18 protein-coding genes are annotated in these 18,876 nt (G+C 71.8%); 8 read left to right on the forward strand and 10 right to left on the reverse strand.

Annotated elements, in window-relative coordinates:
* Positions 1–68 precede the first annotated feature (68 nt).
* Both SMD20_RS07940 and SMD20_RS07945 read right to left on the reverse strand, forming a co-directional pair.
* Entirely contained in the window at positions 69–887 is an 819-nt protein-coding gene (locus tag SMD20_RS07940) for an SDR family NAD(P)-dependent oxidoreductase (RefSeq protein WP_329576993.1), read from the reverse strand.
* 45 nt (positions 888–932) lie between these two features.
* Entirely contained in the window at positions 933–3,077 is a 2,145-nt protein-coding gene (locus tag SMD20_RS07945) for an AfsR/SARP family transcriptional regulator (RefSeq protein WP_329576995.1), read from the reverse strand.
* A gap of 80 nt (positions 3,078–3,157) precedes the next feature.
* Here SMD20_RS07945 and SMD20_RS07950 point away from each other — a divergent pair, with 80 nt between their 5' ends.
* Positions 3,158–4,030 carry an alpha/beta fold hydrolase gene (locus SMD20_RS07950; RefSeq protein WP_329576997.1) on the forward strand — a complete coding sequence of 291 codons (873 nt, stop codon included), beginning with the start codon at positions 3,158–3,160 and terminating at the stop codon, positions 4,028–4,030.
* Positions 4,031–4,039: 9 nt separating this feature from the next.
* Here the strand turns inward: SMD20_RS07950 and SMD20_RS07955 are convergent, their stop codons facing one another.
* A complete protein-coding gene (locus SMD20_RS07955) occupies positions 4,040–4,705 on the reverse strand; it encodes an alpha/beta fold hydrolase (RefSeq protein ID WP_329576999.1) in 666 nt (221 codons plus the stop codon).
* 82 nt (positions 4,706–4,787) lie between these two features.
* On the opposite strand from SMD20_RS07955, the gene SMD20_RS07960 reads away from it, so the two are divergent.
* Together SMD20_RS07960 and SMD20_RS07965 are read left to right on the forward strand one after the other, a co-directional pair.
* A complete protein-coding gene (locus SMD20_RS07960; protein ID WP_329577001.1) occupies positions 4,788–5,384 on the forward strand; it encodes a TetR/AcrR family transcriptional regulator in 597 nt (198 codons plus the stop codon).
* A 716-nt stretch (positions 5,385–6,100) separates the two neighbouring features.
* Positions 6,101–6,580, forward strand: a complete 480-nt coding sequence (locus SMD20_RS07965) for a pyridoxamine 5'-phosphate oxidase family protein (protein WP_329577005.1) — start codon at positions 6,101–6,103, stop codon at positions 6,578–6,580.
* Between the two features lie 31 nt (positions 6,581–6,611).
* On the opposite strand, the gene SMD20_RS07970 is transcribed toward SMD20_RS07965, so the two are convergent.
* Positions 6,612–7,457, reverse strand: coding sequence for an MmyB family transcriptional regulator (locus SMD20_RS07970; RefSeq protein WP_329577008.1), 846 nt, complete (start codon positions 7,455–7,457; stop codon positions 6,612–6,614).
* Between the two features lie 86 nt (positions 7,458–7,543).
* Between SMD20_RS07970 and SMD20_RS07975 the strand changes: the two genes are divergently transcribed.
* The 5 genes from SMD20_RS07975 (at position 7,544) to SMD20_RS07995 (ending at position 11,411) form a co-directional block, all read left to right on the forward strand.
* Complete coding sequence (locus tag SMD20_RS07975; RefSeq protein WP_329577011.1) at positions 7,544–7,981, forward strand: hypothetical protein; 438 nt, start codon at positions 7,544–7,546, stop codon at positions 7,979–7,981.
* A gap of 510 nt (positions 7,982–8,491) precedes the next feature.
* On the forward strand, positions 8,492–8,971 hold the full coding sequence (locus tag SMD20_RS07980) for a MarR family winged helix-turn-helix transcriptional regulator (RefSeq protein ID WP_329577013.1): 480 nt from the start codon (positions 8,492–8,494) through the stop codon (positions 8,969–8,971).
* A gap of 2 nt (positions 8,972–8,973) precedes the next feature.
* The gene (locus tag SMD20_RS07985) at positions 8,974–10,224 is read left to right on the forward strand and encodes an epoxide hydrolase family protein (protein WP_329577015.1); all 1,251 of its coding nucleotides are present in this window, start codon (positions 8,974–8,976) and stop codon (positions 10,222–10,224) included.
* 131 nt (positions 10,225–10,355) lie between these two features.
* Positions 10,356–10,592, forward strand: a complete 237-nt coding sequence (locus SMD20_RS07990) for a hypothetical protein (protein WP_329577017.1) — start codon at positions 10,356–10,358, stop codon at positions 10,590–10,592.
* 204 nt (positions 10,593–10,796) lie between these two features.
* Positions 10,797–11,411, forward strand: a complete 615-nt coding sequence (locus tag SMD20_RS07995) for a dihydrofolate reductase family protein (RefSeq protein ID WP_329577020.1) — start codon at positions 10,797–10,799, stop codon at positions 11,409–11,411.
* Between the two features lie 215 nt (positions 11,412–11,626).
* On the opposite strand, the gene SMD20_RS08000 is transcribed toward SMD20_RS07995, so the two are convergent.
* The 6 genes from SMD20_RS08000 to SMD20_RS08025 all read right to left on the reverse strand — a co-directional run bounded on the left by SMD20_RS08000 (position 11,627) and on the right by SMD20_RS08025 (position 18,778).
* A complete protein-coding gene (locus SMD20_RS08000; RefSeq protein ID WP_329577023.1) occupies positions 11,627–12,016 on the reverse strand; it encodes a DUF6192 family protein in 390 nt (129 codons plus the stop codon).
* Between the two features lie 600 nt (positions 12,017–12,616).
* Positions 12,617–13,759, reverse strand: a complete 1,143-nt coding sequence (locus SMD20_RS08005) for an acyltransferase family protein (protein ID WP_329577026.1) — start codon at positions 13,757–13,759, stop codon at positions 12,617–12,619.
* Complete coding sequence (locus tag SMD20_RS08010) at positions 13,752–15,041, reverse strand: alpha/beta hydrolase (protein ID WP_329577029.1); 1,290 nt, start codon at positions 15,039–15,041, stop codon at positions 13,752–13,754. Before SMD20_RS08010 ends, SMD20_RS08005 begins: the two co-directional genes overlap by 8 nt.
* A 180-nt stretch (positions 15,042–15,221) precedes the next feature.
* Positions 15,222–16,490, reverse strand: a complete 1,269-nt coding sequence (locus tag SMD20_RS08015) for a LysR family transcriptional regulator (protein WP_329577032.1) — start codon at positions 16,488–16,490, stop codon at positions 15,222–15,224.
* A gap of 9 nt (positions 16,491–16,499) precedes the next feature.
* Positions 16,500–17,573, reverse strand: coding sequence for a hypothetical protein (locus tag SMD20_RS08020; protein ID WP_329577035.1), 1,074 nt, complete (start codon positions 17,571–17,573; stop codon positions 16,500–16,502).
* A gap of 512 nt (positions 17,574–18,085) precedes the next feature.
* Positions 18,086–18,778: a maleylpyruvate isomerase family mycothiol-dependent enzyme gene (locus SMD20_RS08025; protein WP_329577038.1), complete on the reverse strand. Its 693-nt coding sequence runs from the start codon at positions 18,776–18,778 to the stop codon at positions 18,086–18,088.
* Positions 18,779–18,876: the final 98 nt, after the last annotated feature.

An 18,876-nucleotide genomic window follows, 5' to 3' on the forward strand; every position in this document is an offset into this window, starting at 1 on the left:
ACCTTCCAGGTTGAAATTTCAACTTCTTGCGCCATGTAACCGTCGGGGCCCCGCGGGCATTCCCGCGTTCAGGTGGTGAGCATCGCCTCGCTGCGCTCCCACAGCAGCCGCGCTGTCTCCGGGTCGCCGGCCAGGCGGTGGGTGGACGCGGGCCGGCGCTTCACGTAGTGGCCGCCGGGCTCCCAGCCCTCACTGGGCGGTGTGGTGGCCAGCCAGACGAGGGTGTCGGCGCCCTGCTCCGGCGTGAGCATCAGCCGCTTGAGCGGCGAGCGGTAGGTCAGCCGGGCCAGGCTGTCGGTGCCGTCGGCGAAGTTCGTGGCGACCACTCCGGGATGGAAGGAGGCCGCGCTGACCCCGGCGGCCCCGTGGCGGCGCTGCAGCTCGCGGGTGAACAGGATGTTGGCCAGCTTGGAGTTGGCGTAGGCGCGGGTGCCGGAGTAGCGGCGTTCGCCGTCGAGGTCGTCGAGGTCGAGGCGGGCGCCCCGGTTGAACTCGCTGGAGGTGTTGATCACCGTGGCGCGGCTCTCCTCCAGGCGCGGCAGGAGCAGCGTGGTGAGCAGGAACGGCGCCAGGTGGTTGACCTGGAAGGTCGTCTCGTGGCCGTCGGCCGTCACGCGGCGCGAGCCCATGATGCCGCCGGCGTTGTTGGCCAGCACGTCGATGACCGGGCAGCGCTCCAGCAGCGTCTCCGCCAGCGCCCGCACCTCGGCCAGCCGGGCGAAGTCGGCCACGTGGAAGTCGGCGTCCAGTTCTTTGGCCAGCGCCTCGGTCTTGTCCGGCGAACGCCCGACGAGCACGACGCGCGCGCCGCGCCCGTGCAGGATGCGGGCGGCCGCGCGGCCGATGCCGTCGCTGGCCCCGGTGAGGATCACGGTCCTGGCCGACATCGCTGCGTCCCTTCGCCGGAGATCTTCTACCCTAACCGGCCCGCCCTACCTGGACACGCGCGTGAGCGCGGCCAGGTGATCGGAGACCGGCCCCAAGGTGAGCAGGCCGCTGCCCGCGCCCGCCAGCTCGCCGGCCGCCGGGGCCAGCGCGTCATGGGCCCGGCGCGCCGCCTCCCGGTGGCCTGTGGCGACCGCCGCCCGCGCCACCAGGCACCACATGGCCTCCAGCAGCAGGTCGCGCGGCGGGTCCGGCACCTCGTCCAGCGCCGCCGCGGCCGGGTCCGCGTGTCCTGCGGCGGCCAGGATCAGGGGGCGGACCCAGGGCTCGTACGGGCCGTAGTCGGCGTCCCCGCCCGGGGGTGGCAGGCCGCGCCGTACTCGCGCGCACAGCAACGCCAACGCCGCAAGCCCTCGCTCCAGCCCCGGCATCCCGGCCCCCACCAGCAGCCCGGCCGCCTCCCGATAGGCCCCTTCCACCTCGGCCACCTCCGCCGCCGACGGCACGGCAGCACCGATCCCCACACCGAGCCCTCCGCCCAATCCCGCGCCGGGCCCCACCCCGGGCCCCACCCCGGACCCGGCGTCCGACCCTCCACCGAGCTGGCCGCCCAGCCGGCCGCCCAGCCCCGTGTCGGGCGGGCGGTGAGGCGCGGTGCCGGGCAGTGCGCCCGTCACGTCCAGGCGCAGCGCCCGGTACCAGCCGGTGAACACGCCCACCAGTGGCCGCTCGTGCCGCTCGGCCAGCCGCCCGGCCGCGGCGGCGTGCTCGTCGGCGGCCCGGAAGTCGCCCAGGGCGCAGCGGGCCTGCAGCCGGACGAGATGGCCGAGCACCTCGAAGGTGACCAGCCCGTGCCGTCCCGACAAGGCGACCAGCTCCGCGCCGATCGCATCCCGCCGCCCGGCCAGGCCCGCCCGTTCGAAGCTCTGCATGAAGACGGCGTTGAGCGCGAAGGCCAGCAGCGCCGGATCGTCCAGGTCGCGGGCCAGCCGTTCGGCCTGCCGCGCCGCCTCCGGGCCGCGTGGCCCGTGCCCGCCCCGCGACTCCAGCCCGACGGTGGCCAGCAGCCGCGCCCGCGTCGCCTTCCGCGCCCTCGTCCCGTCCGGGGGCAGCGCGGCGAGAGTGCGCTCGGCCGCCGCCACCACTTGCGCCGCCCGCGCCGCGTCGTCGGACCGGGTCCAGATCGCCGGTACGTCGAACGCCCCGATCACCCGCGCGGTCAGCTCGGCATCGCCCAGTTCCTCGGCCGCCGCGACGGCCGCCATCCGGTGCCGCCCGGCCGCCTCCAGCCCCGCGCCGCCGGTGACGGCCAGGTCGCGCATGAGGTTCACGGTCGACTCCAGCCGCGCCCGCGGCCCCGGCGGCGCGCTGCGGTCGTAGGCGGCGGCCGCCCGCGCCCACACCGCGTCCGCCGTACCGGAAGCGGTGGGGTCGAGATGCGGCGCTTGATGGAGGATGTCGGACTCCAGCCTGCGCAGCGCCGGGCCCGGGTCCACGCCCAGCTCCTCCACCAGCAGCGCCCGTGCCCGCCGCAGCACCGCCAGCGCGTCCCCCTGCCGCCCCGCCCGGTACAGCGCCAGCGCCAGCAGCCGCCAGCCGTCCTCCCGCCACGGGTGCTCGGCCACGTGCGCGTCCAGGTCGGGCACCGCCTCGGCGGCCGGGCGTACGGCGAGGCGCGCCTCGGCCCGCCGTTCGACGGCGTGCAGCCGCAGCTCCGCCAGCCGTGAACGCTCGGCCCGCGCCCACTCCTGCCCGGCGAACTCGGCGTACGCCGGACCGCGCCACCAGCCCAGCGCCTCCTCCAGCCGCTCCAGCGCCTCCCGCGGCGGCAGCGTGCCGGAGTCGGCCACCGCCTGCTCGAACCGCCAGGCGTCCACCGCGCCGGCCTCGGCGCGCAGCGCGTACCCGGGGCCCTCGGTGACCAGCAGCCGGGGCGCCGCGCGGGGCGGCCGCTCCGGCTCCAGGGCGCGGCGCAGCGCCGCCACGAACGTCCGCACCGCGCTCACCGCGCCCGGCGGCGGGTCGCCGTCCTCCCACAGGTCGGCCACCAGCAGGTCCACGGGTACGACGCGGCGGCGGGCGACGATCAGCCGGGCCAGCACCGCCCGGTGCCGTGGCCCCTTGACGTCGATCGTGTTCCCGGCGTCGTCCCAGGCCGTCGCCGGCCCCAGCACCCCGAACCGCACCCCCACCCTGTCGACCGTAGCGTGCTCATCGGATGCTCATCGCCGCCCGGCAGGCTGGGAGCCGACCCCGAAGGAAAGGAAACCCCATGCGCATCCCAGGCTTCGACTACCACCGTGTCCCGGTGGCCGATGGTGTGGCGCTGAACGTGGCCGTCACCGGCTCCGGCAGCCCCGTCGTGCTGCTGCACGGCTTCCCGCAGACCCACCTCATGTGGCGGCACGTGGCCGCCGACCTCGCCACCGCCCACACGGTGATCTGCCCCGATCTGCGGGGGTACGGCGCCAGCGACAAACCCGCCGAGACCGGGCCCGGCATCTACAGCAAGCGCACCATGGCCGCCGACGTCGTCGCGCTGGCCCGCGCGCTCGGGCACGAGCGCTTCGCGCTGGCCGGCCACGACCGCGGCGCCCTGGTCGCCTTCCGCGCCGGGCTCGACCACCCGGCCGCGATCACCCACCTGGCCTGCCTCGACGTCCTGCCCACCCTCGACATGTGGGAAGTGATGCGGGGCGTGGACGCGGCCGTCGGCTTCCACCTGTACCTGATGGCGCAGCCGCCCGGCCTCCCCGAGACGATGATCGCGGCGAGTGCGGACGCCTTCTTCGGCCACTTCCTCGATCTGTGGACCGGCGACGCGGAGGCGATCCCGCCCGGCGTCCGGGCCGCCTACCTGGACGCCTGCCGGGCCGCCGTGCCCTCGATCGTGGCCGACTACCGCGCCTCGGCCGGCGTGGACGCCGAGCACGACCGGGCCGACCGGGCGGCCGGCAGGCGCCTGACCATGCCGGTCACCGTGCTCCAGCAGGACTGGGGTGCGGCGCTCGGCTACGACGCGACGGCCCTGTGGCGGGCCTGGGCGGGCGATCTGGACCACCGGACGGTCACCTGCGGGCACTTCATGGCCGAGGAGGCTCCCGCCGAGGTCGCCAAGGCCCTGCGCGACCTGCTCGCCCGGTGAGCTCTGCCCTCAGGCCGATTCCGTGATGACCCGCACCAGGTCGTGCGGGGCGTCGCGCATCAGGTTGTGGCCGCCGTCCACGGCGACCACCCGCCAGGCGGGGTCCACGCGCAGCCGCTCGTACGTGGTGGTGAAGGGGGACGGGCCGTCCCATCCGGTCGCGTACACGTACGTCCGCCGGTCCACCCGCTCCAGCCCGCCGGTCAGGCGCAGCGGCTGGAGCACCGAGGCCAGCGGGTGCGGCGTGGCGCGCGGGTCGAAGAACGGCAGGGGGCGCGTGGCGAAGCCGTCGCCGGTCACGTCCAGGTACCAGCGCCGCTCGTTCTCCGAGGCCAGGTCCCAGCAGGAGTCGCCGTCGCCGGGGACCATCGCGTCCAGGTAGACCAGCGAGGCCACCCGCTCCGGCATCCGGTCGGCGGCGCCGGTGATGACCATCCCGCCGTAGCTGTGCCCGGCCAGCACCGCGTCGCGTACGTCCTCGGCGGCCAGCAGGGCGGTCACGTCCTCGATGTGGGTGTCCAGGTTGACGGCGCCGTTGAGCAGGTGGGCCCGCTCGGCGACGCCGGTGAGGGTGATCGGCAGGACCCGGTGGCCCCGCCGGCGCAGCTCGTCGCCGAGGTCGGCGTAGCACCAGCCGCCGTGGCACATGCCGGGGACGAGGACGATGTCGGTCACGGTCGCTCCTGGAGTAGATCGAACTGATCGGTACGGTCCGGCGATCGTAGCAGTCATCGCACCGACCGGTACGATCCAAGTCATGCCGGTCCCCAAGGGCTCGACCATCGACCCCGCCCGCACCCGCGCCGCCATCCTCCAGGCCGCCACCGCCCTGCTGTACGAACGCGGCCTCGACGGCATCGGCGTCGCCGAGCTGTGCACCCGCCTCGGCGTGTCCAAGGAGACCCTCTACCGCCACTTCGGCACCAAGGACGGCCTGGTGGAGGCGGTGCTGGAGGCGCGCAGCGACCGGGTGATCGCCTGGGTGGAGTCGGCCGTCGCGGCGGCCGGCGACGACCCGGCCGCCCAGCTCGCCGCCGTGTTCGACGCCTTGCAGCACTGGTACGAGGAGCCCGCCTTCCGCGGCTGCGCCCTGGTCAACGCCGCCGCCCAGCACCACGTCCCGCAGGTACGCGCCATCACCGCCCGCCACCTGGGCCGCCACCTCGCCCTGCTGACCGGCATCGCGGACCGCGCCGGAGCCGCCGAACCCGGCCTGCTGGGCCGCCAGCTCCTCATGCTGGTCGAAGGCGCCACCGTCGTCGCCGCCCACCGCGACGCGCACGGCCCCGGCGCCGAGGCGCGCGCCGCCGCCCTCACCCTCCTGTCCGCCGCACGCGAACGGCCGTCCTCGTAAAACCGAGGACTTCTCGGGCGTCGTCACCCAGGTCGTGTCGCCTCCGGCGAACCACGACCACAGGCCCCGTTCACGATGGGCCTCAACAGGTCAGGCGGCCATGACCCCGGTGCCACCCGCATCCCACTGAGTCTGCCTCCCTGTCGGTATGCAGGCCGAGGACGATCCCGTCTCCCGCAGCGCAGGCGTCCTCCTCGCGCGCCCGACCGTCCGACCCCTGTGACGTGCCTGCCGACGCGGATCGAGCAGTCCGGAAGCAGCCCGGGAGCCGCCGGGGGGCAGCCCGGGAGCCGCCCGTGCCGACAGCCCGGCCGCTTTTCGGCCGGCAGGCTTCTCCGCGTCCTTTCCGGCTCCCCCCGCCGAGGGGACTTCCATGATCGTCATCGACGCCGGCCCGCTCGGCACGGCGGCCGCCCGACGCCGACCCTCGCGACGGCGCGGCTGCGCCAGCGGCTGATAAGCCTCCTTGCCCCCAGGGCGCCGGCGGTCTCGTCCTGGACGGACCCGTCCCAGGTCACCTTCTGCGGCGCCGGTGGGCTCGCCGTGCTGCTCGGGGTGCAGAAGCGGGCCCGCTTCCCAGGCCTCATGCTGCGTTGACCAGCGTCCCGGCCGTCTGATCCTCCCCAAACCCCGACCACGTTCTCTGCATCACCCACGACGACCGGGGCGGCTGATGAGCCCCAGTCCTGTCGGAGGCTTCAGGCATCATGGCGGGCATGGCGTCATGGCAGGAGTTCGAGCAGCAGGCCCCTGAGCTGGGCAAGGTCGCCCGCCGGCTGATGGAGGCTTACCGGCACAAGGTGCTGGCCACGTTGCGGCAGGACGGCTCGCCGCGGGTCAGCGGCACCGAGACGACATTGAAGAACGGCGAGCTGTGGATCGGGTCGATGGGCGGCGCAGTCAAGGCCCTCGACCTGCGGCGCGATCCGCGCATGGCCATCCACGTGACCTCGCGCGCCCCCGAGGGCGACGACCCGTCGTCCTGGGAGGGCGACGTCAAGCTGGCGGGGCGCGCGATCGAGATCACCGGAGCGGACATGCTCGGAGCGCCGGAGGTGCCGGAGGTGCCGGAGGACGGGTCGCATCTGTTCCGGATCGAGCTGACCGAGGTGGTCTGGACCCACGTCGAGGGCGACGAACTGGTCATCGACTTCTGGCGGGAGGGATCAAGCCCACATCAGGCCCGCCGCCACTGACCAAGCCGCACCGGCCAACGGACCGCGCTGGCTAACGAGTTCGTCCCGATAAGCGGGCCGTGCCGCTCAGTAGACTGTGCCGCTCAGTGGGCCGTGCTGCGCGCTCACGCAGGATGCGCGCTGAGGTCTCGTCGGCGGGCAGGAACGCCTCCAAACGCAGCTCCGCCAGCGTCACATCCACAGCCGTCGCGAACGACGTCAGCGTGGTGATGAGCCGCAGCTCACCCTCCGGCACGCGCAGCCGCAGCGGCGCGGCGAAGCCGAGGTGCCCGTCGGGTGCCCCCAGCCCGGGCAGATAACCGTCCAGTTCGACGATGAACTCCTCCAGCTCCGGATCGGGGCTGCGGTCGAGCTGGTCACGCAGGCTGCCGGTGATGTGGCGGCCCCACTCGGCCAGGTTCACCACCCGGCCGGCCATGCCGTCAGGGTGCAGCGCCAGCCGGAGTACGTTGACCGGAGGTTTCAGCAGCTCCGGGGCCGCACCCTCGCACAACACCCCGAAGGCCGCGTTGGCGGCGACCAGCAGCCCGTGCGGCCGCACGACGACCGCGGGACACGGCAGGTGGCCATCGAGGATGCGGTCCAGCGCCTCGCGTACCGGGCCGAGCTCGGGCGCGTCCAGCGACGACTCCGCATAGACCGGCGCATACCCGGCGGCCAGCAGGAACCCGTTCCGCTCCCGCAGCGATAGGCTCAGCGACTCGGCCAGCCGCACCACCATGGCCCGCCCCGGCCGCGAACGCCCCTGCTCCAGGAAGCTCAGATGCCGCTGCGTCGTGTCGGCCCTGATGGCCAGGTCGAGCTGGCTGAGGCGACGACGCGCACGCCAGCGCCGCAGCTCGCGGGCGAAGTGGTTGGGTTCGGCCGACACCGTCATGAACCCATTCATACTGGACGGCGTCCGTCGCGCGATTCCCTGCAGGGAATCGCGACGCCGCACTCGTCCGGCGCACACTGCCGGTCATGAGCAACCCCACCGAGATCAAGGAATGGGCCGGCCGCTACGTCGCCCAGCGGAACGAACCCGACCCGGACCGGCGCGCTGCCCTCATCCGGGAGCTGTGGGCGCCCGACGGCGTCCAGGTGCTGGTCGATCCGCCGCAGGCGATCCGAGAGGAGGCGGGGAGGCTGGCGTTCCCGGCGCCGCCGCTGGAGGCACGCGGTCACGACGGCTTGGACGCCAGGGTGCGGCGGGCCTACGAGATGTTCGTCGCGCCGGGGGAGCACGTCTTCGAGGCGGAGGGGGAGCCGTCCGCGCTGCTGCCCGGCCTGATCGCCGTACGCTGGTCGATGGTGTCGACCAGCACCGGCGAGACCGTCGGCGGCGGCCTGGACATCCTGGCCTTGCAGGACGACGGCCGCATCCGCACCGACCACCAGTTCATCGGCACGCCGAGCTGAGAGGGCTGCCGCCCCTACCGCGTCAGCCAGGGTGAAAAGGTACGACGGCGTCGCCGCCTGTCTCGACGCCGAGGCAAGCTCGATGGCGGCGGCACGCACACCCGTCCCGGACGGCACTACACATCGGCCCCAGGGGATGTGCCGGACACCCGCCCCGAGCCCCATGCCGGACACCCGCCCCGAGCCCCATGCCGGGCGCAAGCACCCGCACCAGGGCCGTGCCGGAACCTGCGCCAGGGCCCGTGCCGCGTACTCGTGCACGGGCCGCGCGCACCTGCGCCAGGGCCCATGCCGCGCACCCGCGCCAGGTGGAGCGGAGCCCACCCACCAGGGTGGCACCGGGACCTGCCTCGGAGCGGCGCTGAGCCCGCACGCCACGCCACGCCTGCGCCACTCACCTCGCATCCGGGCGGCGCGTCAGCAATCACTCCAGGGGCCATACCGTGCACCTGCGCCACTACGGGGACGAAAACAACAGCAACTTAATTAAGATCCTTATATACTTCTCCGGTGCCGCCCACACCGCAGCCCGGCGAGCTAGATGTCGCCCACCTGACCTCCGTGCTGGAGGAGTTCACCCGGATGTTCATCCGCCTGCCCGCCGTGCAGCGGCTGAGCTTCACCACGCTGTCGGTGCTCCACACGCTGGCCAGACAGGGCCCCAAACGTCTCACCGAGCTGGCCGCGAGTGAGCAGGTCACCCAGTCCGCCATCACCCAGATGGTCGCCAAGCTGGAACGCGACGGCCTGGTGGAGCGCCGGCCGGACCCGTCGGACCGCCGCGCCGTGCTCGTCGACGTCACCGCGGCCGGCGCCGCGATCGTGCACGGGCGGCGCGCCGACCGCAGGGCGCATCTCGCCGAGCTCACCGGCGAGCTCACCCCCGCCGAGCGGGCGACCATCGCGGCGGCCTTGCCCGCCCTGGCCCGCATGAGCGAGGTGAACCGGCGGCTCGCCGGCGAACCCGACGCACCGGACAGGAGGAGATGATCATGCCCACCACGGAACCCACCGCACACGGGAACCGCTCGTTCCCCCTGCAACCCACGCCGATCCACGTGCCCGACGACGTCCTTGACGACCTGCGCCGCCGCTTGGAGCTCACCCGCTGGCCCTCCGACGCCGGCAACGAGGATTGGCACTACGGAGTCAATGCCGACTACCTGCGTGAGCTCGTCGACTACTGGCGTACCGGCTACGACTGGCGCAAGGCCGAGGCAGCGATCAACGCCTATGAGCACTACCGCGTGACGGTCGACGGCGTACCGGTGCACTTCATGCGCCGCCCCGGCGTAGGCCCCAGCCCGACGCCGCTGATCCTCACCCACGGCTGGCCATGGACGTTCTGGCACTGGTCCAAGGTCGTGGACCCGCTCGCCGACCCGGGCGCCCACGGCGGCGACCCGGCCGAGGCCTTCGACGTGATCGTGCCCTCCTTCCCCGGATTCGGATTTTCCGGCCCGCTGCCCGGCCGCCCGGACATGAACTTCTGGAAGGTCGCCGACGTCTGGCACACACTCATGACCGACGTCCTCGGCCACGACCGTTACGCCGCCGCCGGCTGCGACGTCGGCGCGCTGGTGTGCGGGCAGCTCGGCCACAAGTACGCCGCCCAGCTGTACGGCATCCACATCGGCTCGGGCCAGATGCTGACGATGTTCAACGGCGACCGGGCCTGGGACCTCAGCGGCGGCCGGCCCATACCCGAAGGGCTGCCGGCCGACGTCCATGCCCAGGTCGTGGCGCTGGACAGACGCTTCGCCGTGCACCTGGCCGCGCACGTGCTGGCCCCGAGCACGTTGGCGTACGGGCTGTCGGACTCGCCCGCCGGGCTGCTCGCCTGGATCCTCGAACGCTGGATCAAGTGGAGCGACAACGGCGGCGACGTCGAGACCGTCTTCACCAAGGATGATCTCCTCACCCACGCCATGATCTACTGGGTCACGAACTCGATCGGTACGTCCATCCGCACGTACGCCAACAACAACCGTTACCCGTGGATCCCGTCCCACGAACGGTGGCCGCCCGTGGAGGCGCCGACCGGCATCACGTTCGTCAGCTACGAGAACCCGCCGGGCGTCACTACCGACCAGCGCGTGCAGCACTTCCTCGACAGTGGCCGGGCCGCCTGGTACAACCACGTCAACCTCACCGTCCATGATCATGGCGGCCACTTCATCCCCTGGGAGATTCCGGGGGAGTGGGTGGACGACCTGCGCCGGACGTTCCGAGGCCGCCGCTGACCACACGGTTCTTCTTTAGAGGGTGTTGCTGAACCTCGCCGTCGCTGTTGATCATGCGAGCGATGTGCCACCTGGTGACTCCGGCGCGGCTATTCGGCTGAGGACGGCCGGTCCGAGTGCGGTCCCAAGTCGTGCCTGGTGAAGACGGCGATCAGCAGACCGACGGGCAGCCCAGGCTCGTGAAAGTGCTGGTCGAGATGAAGTTCATAGCGGTTGCGCCGACCAACGCGCTCACGTGTGAGAAAGCCCGCCTGCTGCAGGTCGGTCACGATGGCCTGAACCCTGCCTTCGGTGATGCTGGCTGTGTCGGGTTCTTCGGGAGGCGTTTGTCGCTGACCTCGGGAGGCGGTTGGGGGCCGATTCCTTGATCGATGTCGGTGAGTTTTGACGTCACTCCGGGCTGTCTGGGTGGCCGGACGGTGGCTGTTTGGCGAGGGTGTCGTGGAGGGGCAGTAGGTCTCGCAGGGTGCTTCGAGACCCGTTGCGAACCTGAACGCCCCGAGCGCCCGAATCGGTCACGCGCTTGGTCTGCGGGCGCCGATGAGAAATGGCGCCGACAGTCGTCTAAGTAGATGTCCGGTGAAAACGCGCTGCGCGCATCAAAAGAGAGCAACGAGATGAGACCACTTCGATACTCGATCAACGTCACGCTCGACGGCTGCTGCCATCACGAGGCAGGGCTCCCCCCGAACGAGGAGTCGATGCGTTACTGGACCGCTGAGATGGAGCGAGCCGATGCCCTGCTATTCGGCCGGGTGACCTACGAGATGATGGAGTCGGCGTGGCGTAAGCCGGCCACGGGCACGTGGCCTGACTGGATGGATGAGTGGCAGATCCCGTTCGCCGAGACCATCGACCGGGCGAAGAAGTACGTCGTGTCGAGCAAGCTGAGCGCGGTCGATTGGAATGCCGAGCTGGTGCGAGGCGACTTCGGGCAAGCGGTTCAGCGGCTCAAGCAGGAGTCAGGCGAGGGCCTGTGGGTGGGTGGCGTGACGCTCCCCCTGGCGTTGGCAGATCTGGGACTGATAGACGAGTACGAGTTCCTTGTGCAGCCGATCCTTGCCGGACACGGGCCGACGTTGCTCGCCGGTCTGCGCGAGCGCATCCAGCTCGAGCCCGTGGACCGCCGTGAGTTCCGGTCGGGGGCGGTCGCCGTGCGATACCGGCCAACGCGAGTTACGGCTTGACGTGATCTATCCTGGCACGTTGGCCGCTCCTCGCGACGGAACGACGGCTCGGAGTCGCGCTGGCCGTGCCCCCGAACGCGCGGACATATCGACGGGGGACATCGCCCCGAGGTGCCGATAGCGGACAGGGCAAACGTTGCGAATCGCCGTATACAGCTCGACCTTGGTCGCCGATATGCGCATGGGGCCCCCAAACGGGAGAAGCACGCCGACGCTCACTTGGACTTCTCGTGCCAGGGCGGGTCGAGGATCTTGGCGAAGCGCACGTCCTCGTCCGCGATCGCGGCCAGCGTCTTGTGCACGACGTAGGACACGCCATGCTGGCGGCGCTCCTTGGGCCAGCATGGCGTGGCCACCCACCGGTTGTCGAGCAGGGTGGCCAGCGGCATGTCCAGGTCGTCGGCGTACTGGGCCAGCGTCTGCCGGACGCCGAACGGCTCTTCGCCCGGGCCGGCGTGCGACCCGCCTCGCTGGCTGATCGGCTCGATCTCCAGGGCGAGATCGCCCAGCAGAAGCTGTGTTCGTCCCTGGACGGCGGGCTGCTCCAGCCCGTCGGCGACCAACTGCTCGTACCGCTCCTGCGTCACCTTCCCGATCATGGTCATCGCGCCCCTCCTCGCGTCCGAGCACCCTTCTACGAGTGCTAGCGCGAAGTCTCCTTCCGCACACAATCGGTGACAATGCCCTGGTAGCAGAGCTACCTCCGTCCGGCCATAGGAGGACAATTCGCAATCAACGATCCGCAGAGAACACCGTCACCGTGACGCTGTTCTCACCGCCTCTGCGACGCCGCAAGCCGCTCATCCGTCCCCTCATCTCTGCGACCCTGGGCATTGCTCTCTCTGTCGGTATGGCAGTAGTCGGTCATGACCATTGAGCTTCCCGTCTGCGGAACCCAGCTTCGTACGATCAGGGGATCGGCTGCCTGAGCCGGGCCCGCCTCTCCCCGCCCCGGGGCTCGGCTCTTCCTCTCCGGCCCGACTTTCCCGACCCGGGTTCGGCGGCTCGCTGCGCCGCCGGGGTTCCGTCTCCAGGTACGGCGTTTCGTATCGGACCTGGCGTTCGACGCCCGGGCCCTGGCTTCTTGTGTTCCTAGGCCTCAGCGTCTCCTGTCCATGCCTTGGCGTCGCAGGTCCGAGTCCCGTGGTTCACCCGTCAGGTCCCTGCTCTTCGGGAACGGTGCTCGGCTTTCCGCCCCAGGGGCCTCACGACCGGGCTTGGGCTTCCTCCGCCCGGATCCGAGGCTCAGATGGCCGCGCCCGTTCGTAGGCGTGGAACGCGCCCCAGCAGACGCACAACGCCAGCGCGAACGCCGGTAACCAAGCCAGCCTGGCCAACACCCAGGACGGTTCGTCGGGCACGGTGTGCAGGCCGAGCAATGGGCGGTCGGCGAGCAGCCCGAGCGTGGTGACCGCGATCATCGCCGTCTGGTGCCAGAGAAAGATCGTCATCGCGGACAGGTTCGCCAGTGCCACGAACGCCCATACGGTGGGCCGCGCCAGCACTCGCCGCAGCGGATCGCGCAGGAGGAGCGCGGCTCCGCACTGGGCCAGCCCGAACGCGACCGCCGCGAGCGTGGGCGGGGACTGGTTCGAGATCCGCGCACCCGGCACGCCCACCATGGAAGCCGGATAACCGGCCCAGACGATCAGCACCGCCGCGACGGCCGCGCCGCCGGCCAGCAACGCCCACCCGGTCGTCCGCTCGTTCAGCCGGTCGCGGGCCCAGGCCGCCCCTAAGCAGTACGGCACCAGCCACCCCGCCGCCAGGTTCACCCAACCCACCCACTCAGGCCCGCCCCACCCGAAGCGCACCAGGTCGACGAGCGCGACAACGGCGAGCGGCCACGCCGGATGCAACCGGGCGACCAGCGGTGTCAGCGCCGTCAGCCCCGCGTACACCAGCAGGAACCACAGCGGAGACCACACCAGCTTGGCCAGCGCCTGCACACTCTTGAAGTCGGCGCCCGAGGCGAGCATCACCAAGGCCACCACGGTCCATACCACCGCCACCGCCGCGACCGGCCGCAGCAGCCGTGCCACACGCACCCGCAGCCATCGCCCGTAGCCGACACCGCGAGCGCGCGCGGAGGCGTGGCTCCTGGCCGTCATCTGGCCGCCCACCAGGAAGAAGAGCGCCATGGTCTGCAGGACCCACGACACTGGGGCGAGGTACGGCATGTCACGCAGCGGACTGGCGACCCGAACGCTGCCGCTCTCGACGACCAGGGCGCTCACCAGCCAGTGGCCGAGCACCACGCCGCCGATGGCCAGGGCGCGTAGGGCATCCGCGCTGCGGTCACGCCCGGCCGGCGTCGTCTCCTCGACCTTCCGCACGAGATCACGCACGTCCGCCCACCTCCAGCGGCATCTGGACGTGTCCGCCCCCGCTCGGCGACAGCGTCACGTGTCCGCCTCGGCGCGGCGACGTCGGTGCATGTCCGCCCAGGCCCTGTACCGCGCTCTGTCCCGCGTCCGACCGCGCCTGCGGCGTGACGCGGGCGTTCGATCCCGTGTCCGGCCCCTGATTCCTCGTGCTGCTGGTCAGCGGTTTCGCGGCAGCGTCCGCTGGTGGTGCCGAGGCTTCGTCCGGTGCTCTCAGGAGTGGCTCTGGTGTTGTCAGGGACGGTCTCTGGTCTGTCCGAAGGGCTGCGGCGTCTGGTCGGGAGCGGACGGGGCCGGCCTGGAGGGGGTCCTGGCCTGTGATGATCCGTGCGATGTTGTGCAGGGACAGGGAGCCGTCCGCGAGGTAGTCGCTGTGGCCGCCGTCGCCCGCCGCGAAGACGCGCGCGCCGAAACCGGGGGAGACCGGGTCGGTGCCCAGGCCGAGGGTGACGAAGGGCAGGTGCAGACGGGTGTGGGGCACCAGGCTGATCCAGTCGTGGCTGGCGCGACCCGCCCAGACGGCCGCCGAGGTCCGCAACTCGCGGACGTTGTCCACGCCGACGCCCGGGCTGCCGGTCAGGATGACACGGGCGACGTCCAGGCCAGGTGCCGCCCGTGCGCACACCACTCCGCCGTACGAGTGGCACAGTAGCGACACCTGGCCGCCGCCCTTGTTCTCCGTCAGTCGCCGGACGAAGCCGCGCAGATCGGCGGCACCCTTGTCCGCCAGGTCGGACGTGAGCGTGTCCAGACTGATCGTCGCAGGCGTCCGATAACCGAGCCAGGCGACGACGGCGTACCCCTCGCCGAGCGCTTGGTGCAGGCGGAGCGCACCACCGCGCAGCAGCCCGTACTTGTCGAGATTGGTGTCGGCGCCGGGAACCAGGACGGCGACGTGCCCCGCCGTCGCCAGGTCGCCGAAGATCTCCACGACCCGCCCGCCGTCCCGGCCGTCGAAGGACAGGAACCTGCGGCCGGGATCGGCCATGGCGCGTAGCGCCGTGGCCCGCCGCAGGTCGCCATGACGGGTGGCCGCGTCGGTGGCGGCCAGGACGTCGCTCCGGCTGGTGGCGTATCTGTCTGCCAGGGCCTGTGCGGTCAGCTCTGACAGCGGGGCCGCGCTCGCGGGGACGGGCGCGGGGACCGCCGCTGGATGCGCCGCGCTGATCACCGGCGCCGCCACCGAGGCGGCGACGGACAGGGACAGCAGGGCACGGCGTAGCCGGAGAAGGTTCGACTGGATCACGCGTTCGAGAGTGCCGTGCCGGGCCGCCGCTCCGCATCGGACCGTCGTCTGCTCTTTTCGCGGCTCAGGCAGACCACGGTTGTACGACCTGGGTCCGATGCGCGAGCAGGCCGTTCACGCATACGATCCGAGCATGCACGCTGCGTATCGGAGGTTGGAGGCGCCCCGCCCACGTATGGTTCAGTCCTGGCCCTCGACGCCCGGCAGAAGGTCGAGTACGCGCCACAGCGCCGGATTGGCCGATCCGGGGTTCCAGATGGCATGCAGTTCCACAGGGTGGCGACCGCTGTCGTTCTCGGTCGCGCGCTTGTCGCCTTCGTCCCCGGTCATCGGATTGCCGCAACGGCTTCCGGCGCCAGGGCTGCCGCCGCCATGGACGAGGTCCCTGAACACCACGCCCTCGATGCCGAGGGAGCGTGCGCTGGCGGGCACGAGTGCCACGCCCCGCCCCGCGGCCACGAGCAGCACCGCGGTGAGGATCTGGTGCACCTGCTGCTCGGCCCTGGGCTGCACGGCGGACAGGAAACGGACGGTGAGCTCGTGGAAGTAGCGCGACCGTACGGGGTGATAGCTGACCATGGGCAGGCCGGCGAAGTCTTCTGGCGCGAGCGGCCGGTCGAGCGCGGCCAGCGCGTGGCCCGCGGGCACCGCCGCGCACAGCGGCTCACGGAAGATCACTCGCGAGTCGATTCCGGTCAGGCCGTACGTCGGCCGGGCAAGATTCATGTCGGCCGGTGGGCGGGCCGCCGCCGGGTCGGACAGCGAGCGAACCGGGTTGATGGGGCAACGGGCCAGGTCCAGGGGGGAGGAGGAGCCGGCCACGGTCGGGCCGGACGATGGGCGCGCCGGATCGACCGGTGGCTGGGCCAAGTCAAGGCGGGACGCTGGGCTGGCCGGACCGGCCGGTGGGTGGGCCAAGTCCAGATGGGACGCTGGGCGGGACAGGTCGAAGGGCGGGCGGACCGAGCCAGAGCGGGACGTTCGGCGAGGCAGGTCGAAGGGTGGGCGGGCCAGGCCCAAATCGAGCTCGCCGCGCAGGATGCCGTCCATCTGTGTGGCGGTCACCTGTTCGTGCAGGATGACGTCGACCTCCGGCAGTCGCTCGGCCAGCAGGCGCAGGAGCCGGCCCAGCATGCTGATCGCCGAGACGGCGGTGAAGCCGAGCCGCAACGTGCCGCTGGCGCCGCCGGCGATTCGGCGGGCGCGGTCGCCGGCGGTCTCGACCAGCGTGAGCATGTGACGGGCGTCCTCCAGGAAGCCGCGCCCGGCCTCGGTGAGGATCACCCGCCGGTTGTCGCGTTCGAGGAGGGTCACGCCGATGGCGCGTTCGAGCTTCTGGATGTGGCGGCTCAGCGGCGGTTGCGTCATGCGGAGGCGTTCGGCGGCGCGGCCGAAGTGCAGTTCCTCCGCGACCGCCACGAACGCCCGGATCTGGTCAAGTGTCAGCATCGTCCGGCCTCACCGTTCGGCTCGCAGCTCGGCGGCGACCGCCCGCTCGCGCAGTTGCGCCGCTTCCGCCCGAGCCGCCTCCAGCTCCGCCCGCAGCTCCTCGATCCGCACCCGTTCCATGCGCAGCTCGATCCGGGCCTGGTCGAGCTCCTTGGCGACGGCTTCCGCCCGTGTCTTCTCCTCGGCCGCCGCTCGCCTGGCCGCCTGGACCGAGGCAAGGTCCCGGCCGGCCTCCGTGGCCGCCCGCTCGGCCGCCAGGGCCCGCTCCAGGGCTCTTTCCCGTTCCTCTGCTGCGGCTTCCTCTCGTGCGCGGGCCGCGATCAGCTCGCGCTCGGCCCGCTCCTGCTTCTGGAGCGCGGCTTTCGTTTCCTTGCGGGCCTGCTCCTTTTCCGCCCGGTCGCGTTCGGCTTCCTTCCGTACGCGCTCGATCTCGGCCCTCGCCTCCTCCTGGGCGCGCGTCACCTCCGCCTGCGCCTCCTCGGCCCGCCGCTCGGCCAGCTCGGTCTGCCGTGCCGCCTCCTCGGCCCGCCGTTCGGCGAGCTTGGCCCGCCGCCCCGCCTCCTCGGCGGCCTGCAGCGCCTGCCGTTCGGTGCTGGACGCCTCACGCAACGCGGCGAGCGCCTGCTCCCGGGCCCGTTCGGCGTCGTTGAGCGCGGTCTCTTTCTCGCTCTCCGCCTCCTCAAGGCGCACGCGCATCTCGGCCGTCTGCCGGCGGGCGTGTTCGGTCGCCTCCCTCGCCAGGCGTACCTGCTCGAACGCCTGCTCCCGTTCTGTACGCGCGATCGCCACCCGCGCGTGCGCCTCGGCCTGCACCGCGCTCAGTTTCGCCTCCACGCCGGCAGGGCTGAGCTCCTCGGCCAACGCCCGCGCCAGCGGCTCGATGGCCGCCGCCAGGCCGCTCTCCATCCGGTCGTACAACTGCTCGGCCCTGGCCAGGGCGCCCTCCAGGCCGGGAGTCGCCCGGCGCAGCTCCCGGTCCCGTTTGGCCGCTGCCTGGCAGTTCTTCTCGGGGCAGTACGACTTGGGTCGGCCCCGGCCTCGACGCTGCTCGATCGGTGCTCCGCAGTGCTTGCAAGGTGTCACGACAGCCGTCTCCGAAGCCACACGCAGACCCTAGCATTTTTATTTTCTAGAAATTTAAAATCAAGAAACGTGCAGCTGGGGGGATGTGGCGTCCTGCGGGGGCGGCCCCGTACGAGGCTCGGGTGGCTGGTGCGAACAGGGGGCGGCTGCTTGAGCGGATCTTCCGACTGGGCCATCCAGAGCACGTACGACGTAGGGCTTCTCGTGGCTCTTGTGGAGTTGCAATGACGCGTTGGACGAGGTGTGGCCGGCCATCGGCTCTGGGGCGGAGTCAAGGTGAAGCGTCCGCAGGCGGTTGGCGCGAGGTCGAGGAAGAGCGCCTGGTCGGCTGTCGAGGGGGCGCCGTCGGCAGCGACCTCACCGACGAGGTTGCTGCCGACGGGCGTAGGGGTGGCAGTCGCGGACGGGTGGCGGTTCCGCAGGGGTGGCGGTTCCGCAGGGGTGGCGGTTCCGCAGGGGTGGCGGTTCCGCAGGGGTGGCGGTCCGGATCGGCGGTGGGGGTCAGCCCTGGGTCATGTCAGGTTGTGTCGATCGCGGAGGGTTTTGACGCCGTCGCCCGTGAGTTCGTCGCAGTACGCCGCGCGCCCGGCCATCGCCATGATGAGGGCCAGGGTGCTGCCGGATACCAGCGGCCCGGAGCCGGTGGTGAAAGGGCCGTCGTCGGCGACGAGTCGCAGGCCGGCGATGCGTTTCTTGGCGGGCAGGACGAGGTCGGAGCCCGAGTAGTACGCGGCTGTGCGGGTGAGGGTTTCGATGGGGTAGTCGTGGTGGATGCCCAGCGGACGCCGGATGTCCTCGGCGTGCACGATCGTCTCGCCCATCATCGCCACGACCGGGAGAGGCGGTTTGGTGGTGCTCGTGATGACGCGGCGGAACTTGTCGTGCGTCTCGGCGGCGTTCACACCCAACTGTTCGGCCAGCCGCATGGCGACCTGCTTGTCGAAGTCGAACCGGCAGCGGATCACGCCCGCCATCCATCGCACGCTGTTGAGGCTCGCCCCTGCGATGAGGTGCGCCAGCACCTCGCGCACGGTCAGCCCGGCGCACAGCGACGGCGTGGCCCACTGCTCGTCGGTCAACTCCGCGAGGTCGGCGGCCAGGGCGGCGCGCTCGGCGTGCACCAGGGGCCAGAGGCCGGCCGCACGGCCGCTCCTTGCGTTCGGCTGCGGATTCGGTGTGCCGGACGGCTTCTCGTGGTTGGTCACAGTTGTCCTTGCGTCGAGTCGATAAGGGTATTCGAAGGTGAAGACTCTCGCCGCGGGGTGAAATCGTCGCTCATCAGCGAAGTTTCCGCCCGTACGTG

This window comes from Nonomuraea sp. LP-02 (assembly GCF_036289125.1).
Lineage (GTDB): Bacteria > Actinomycetota > Actinomycetes > Streptosporangiales > Streptosporangiaceae > Nonomuraea > Nonomuraea bangladeshensis.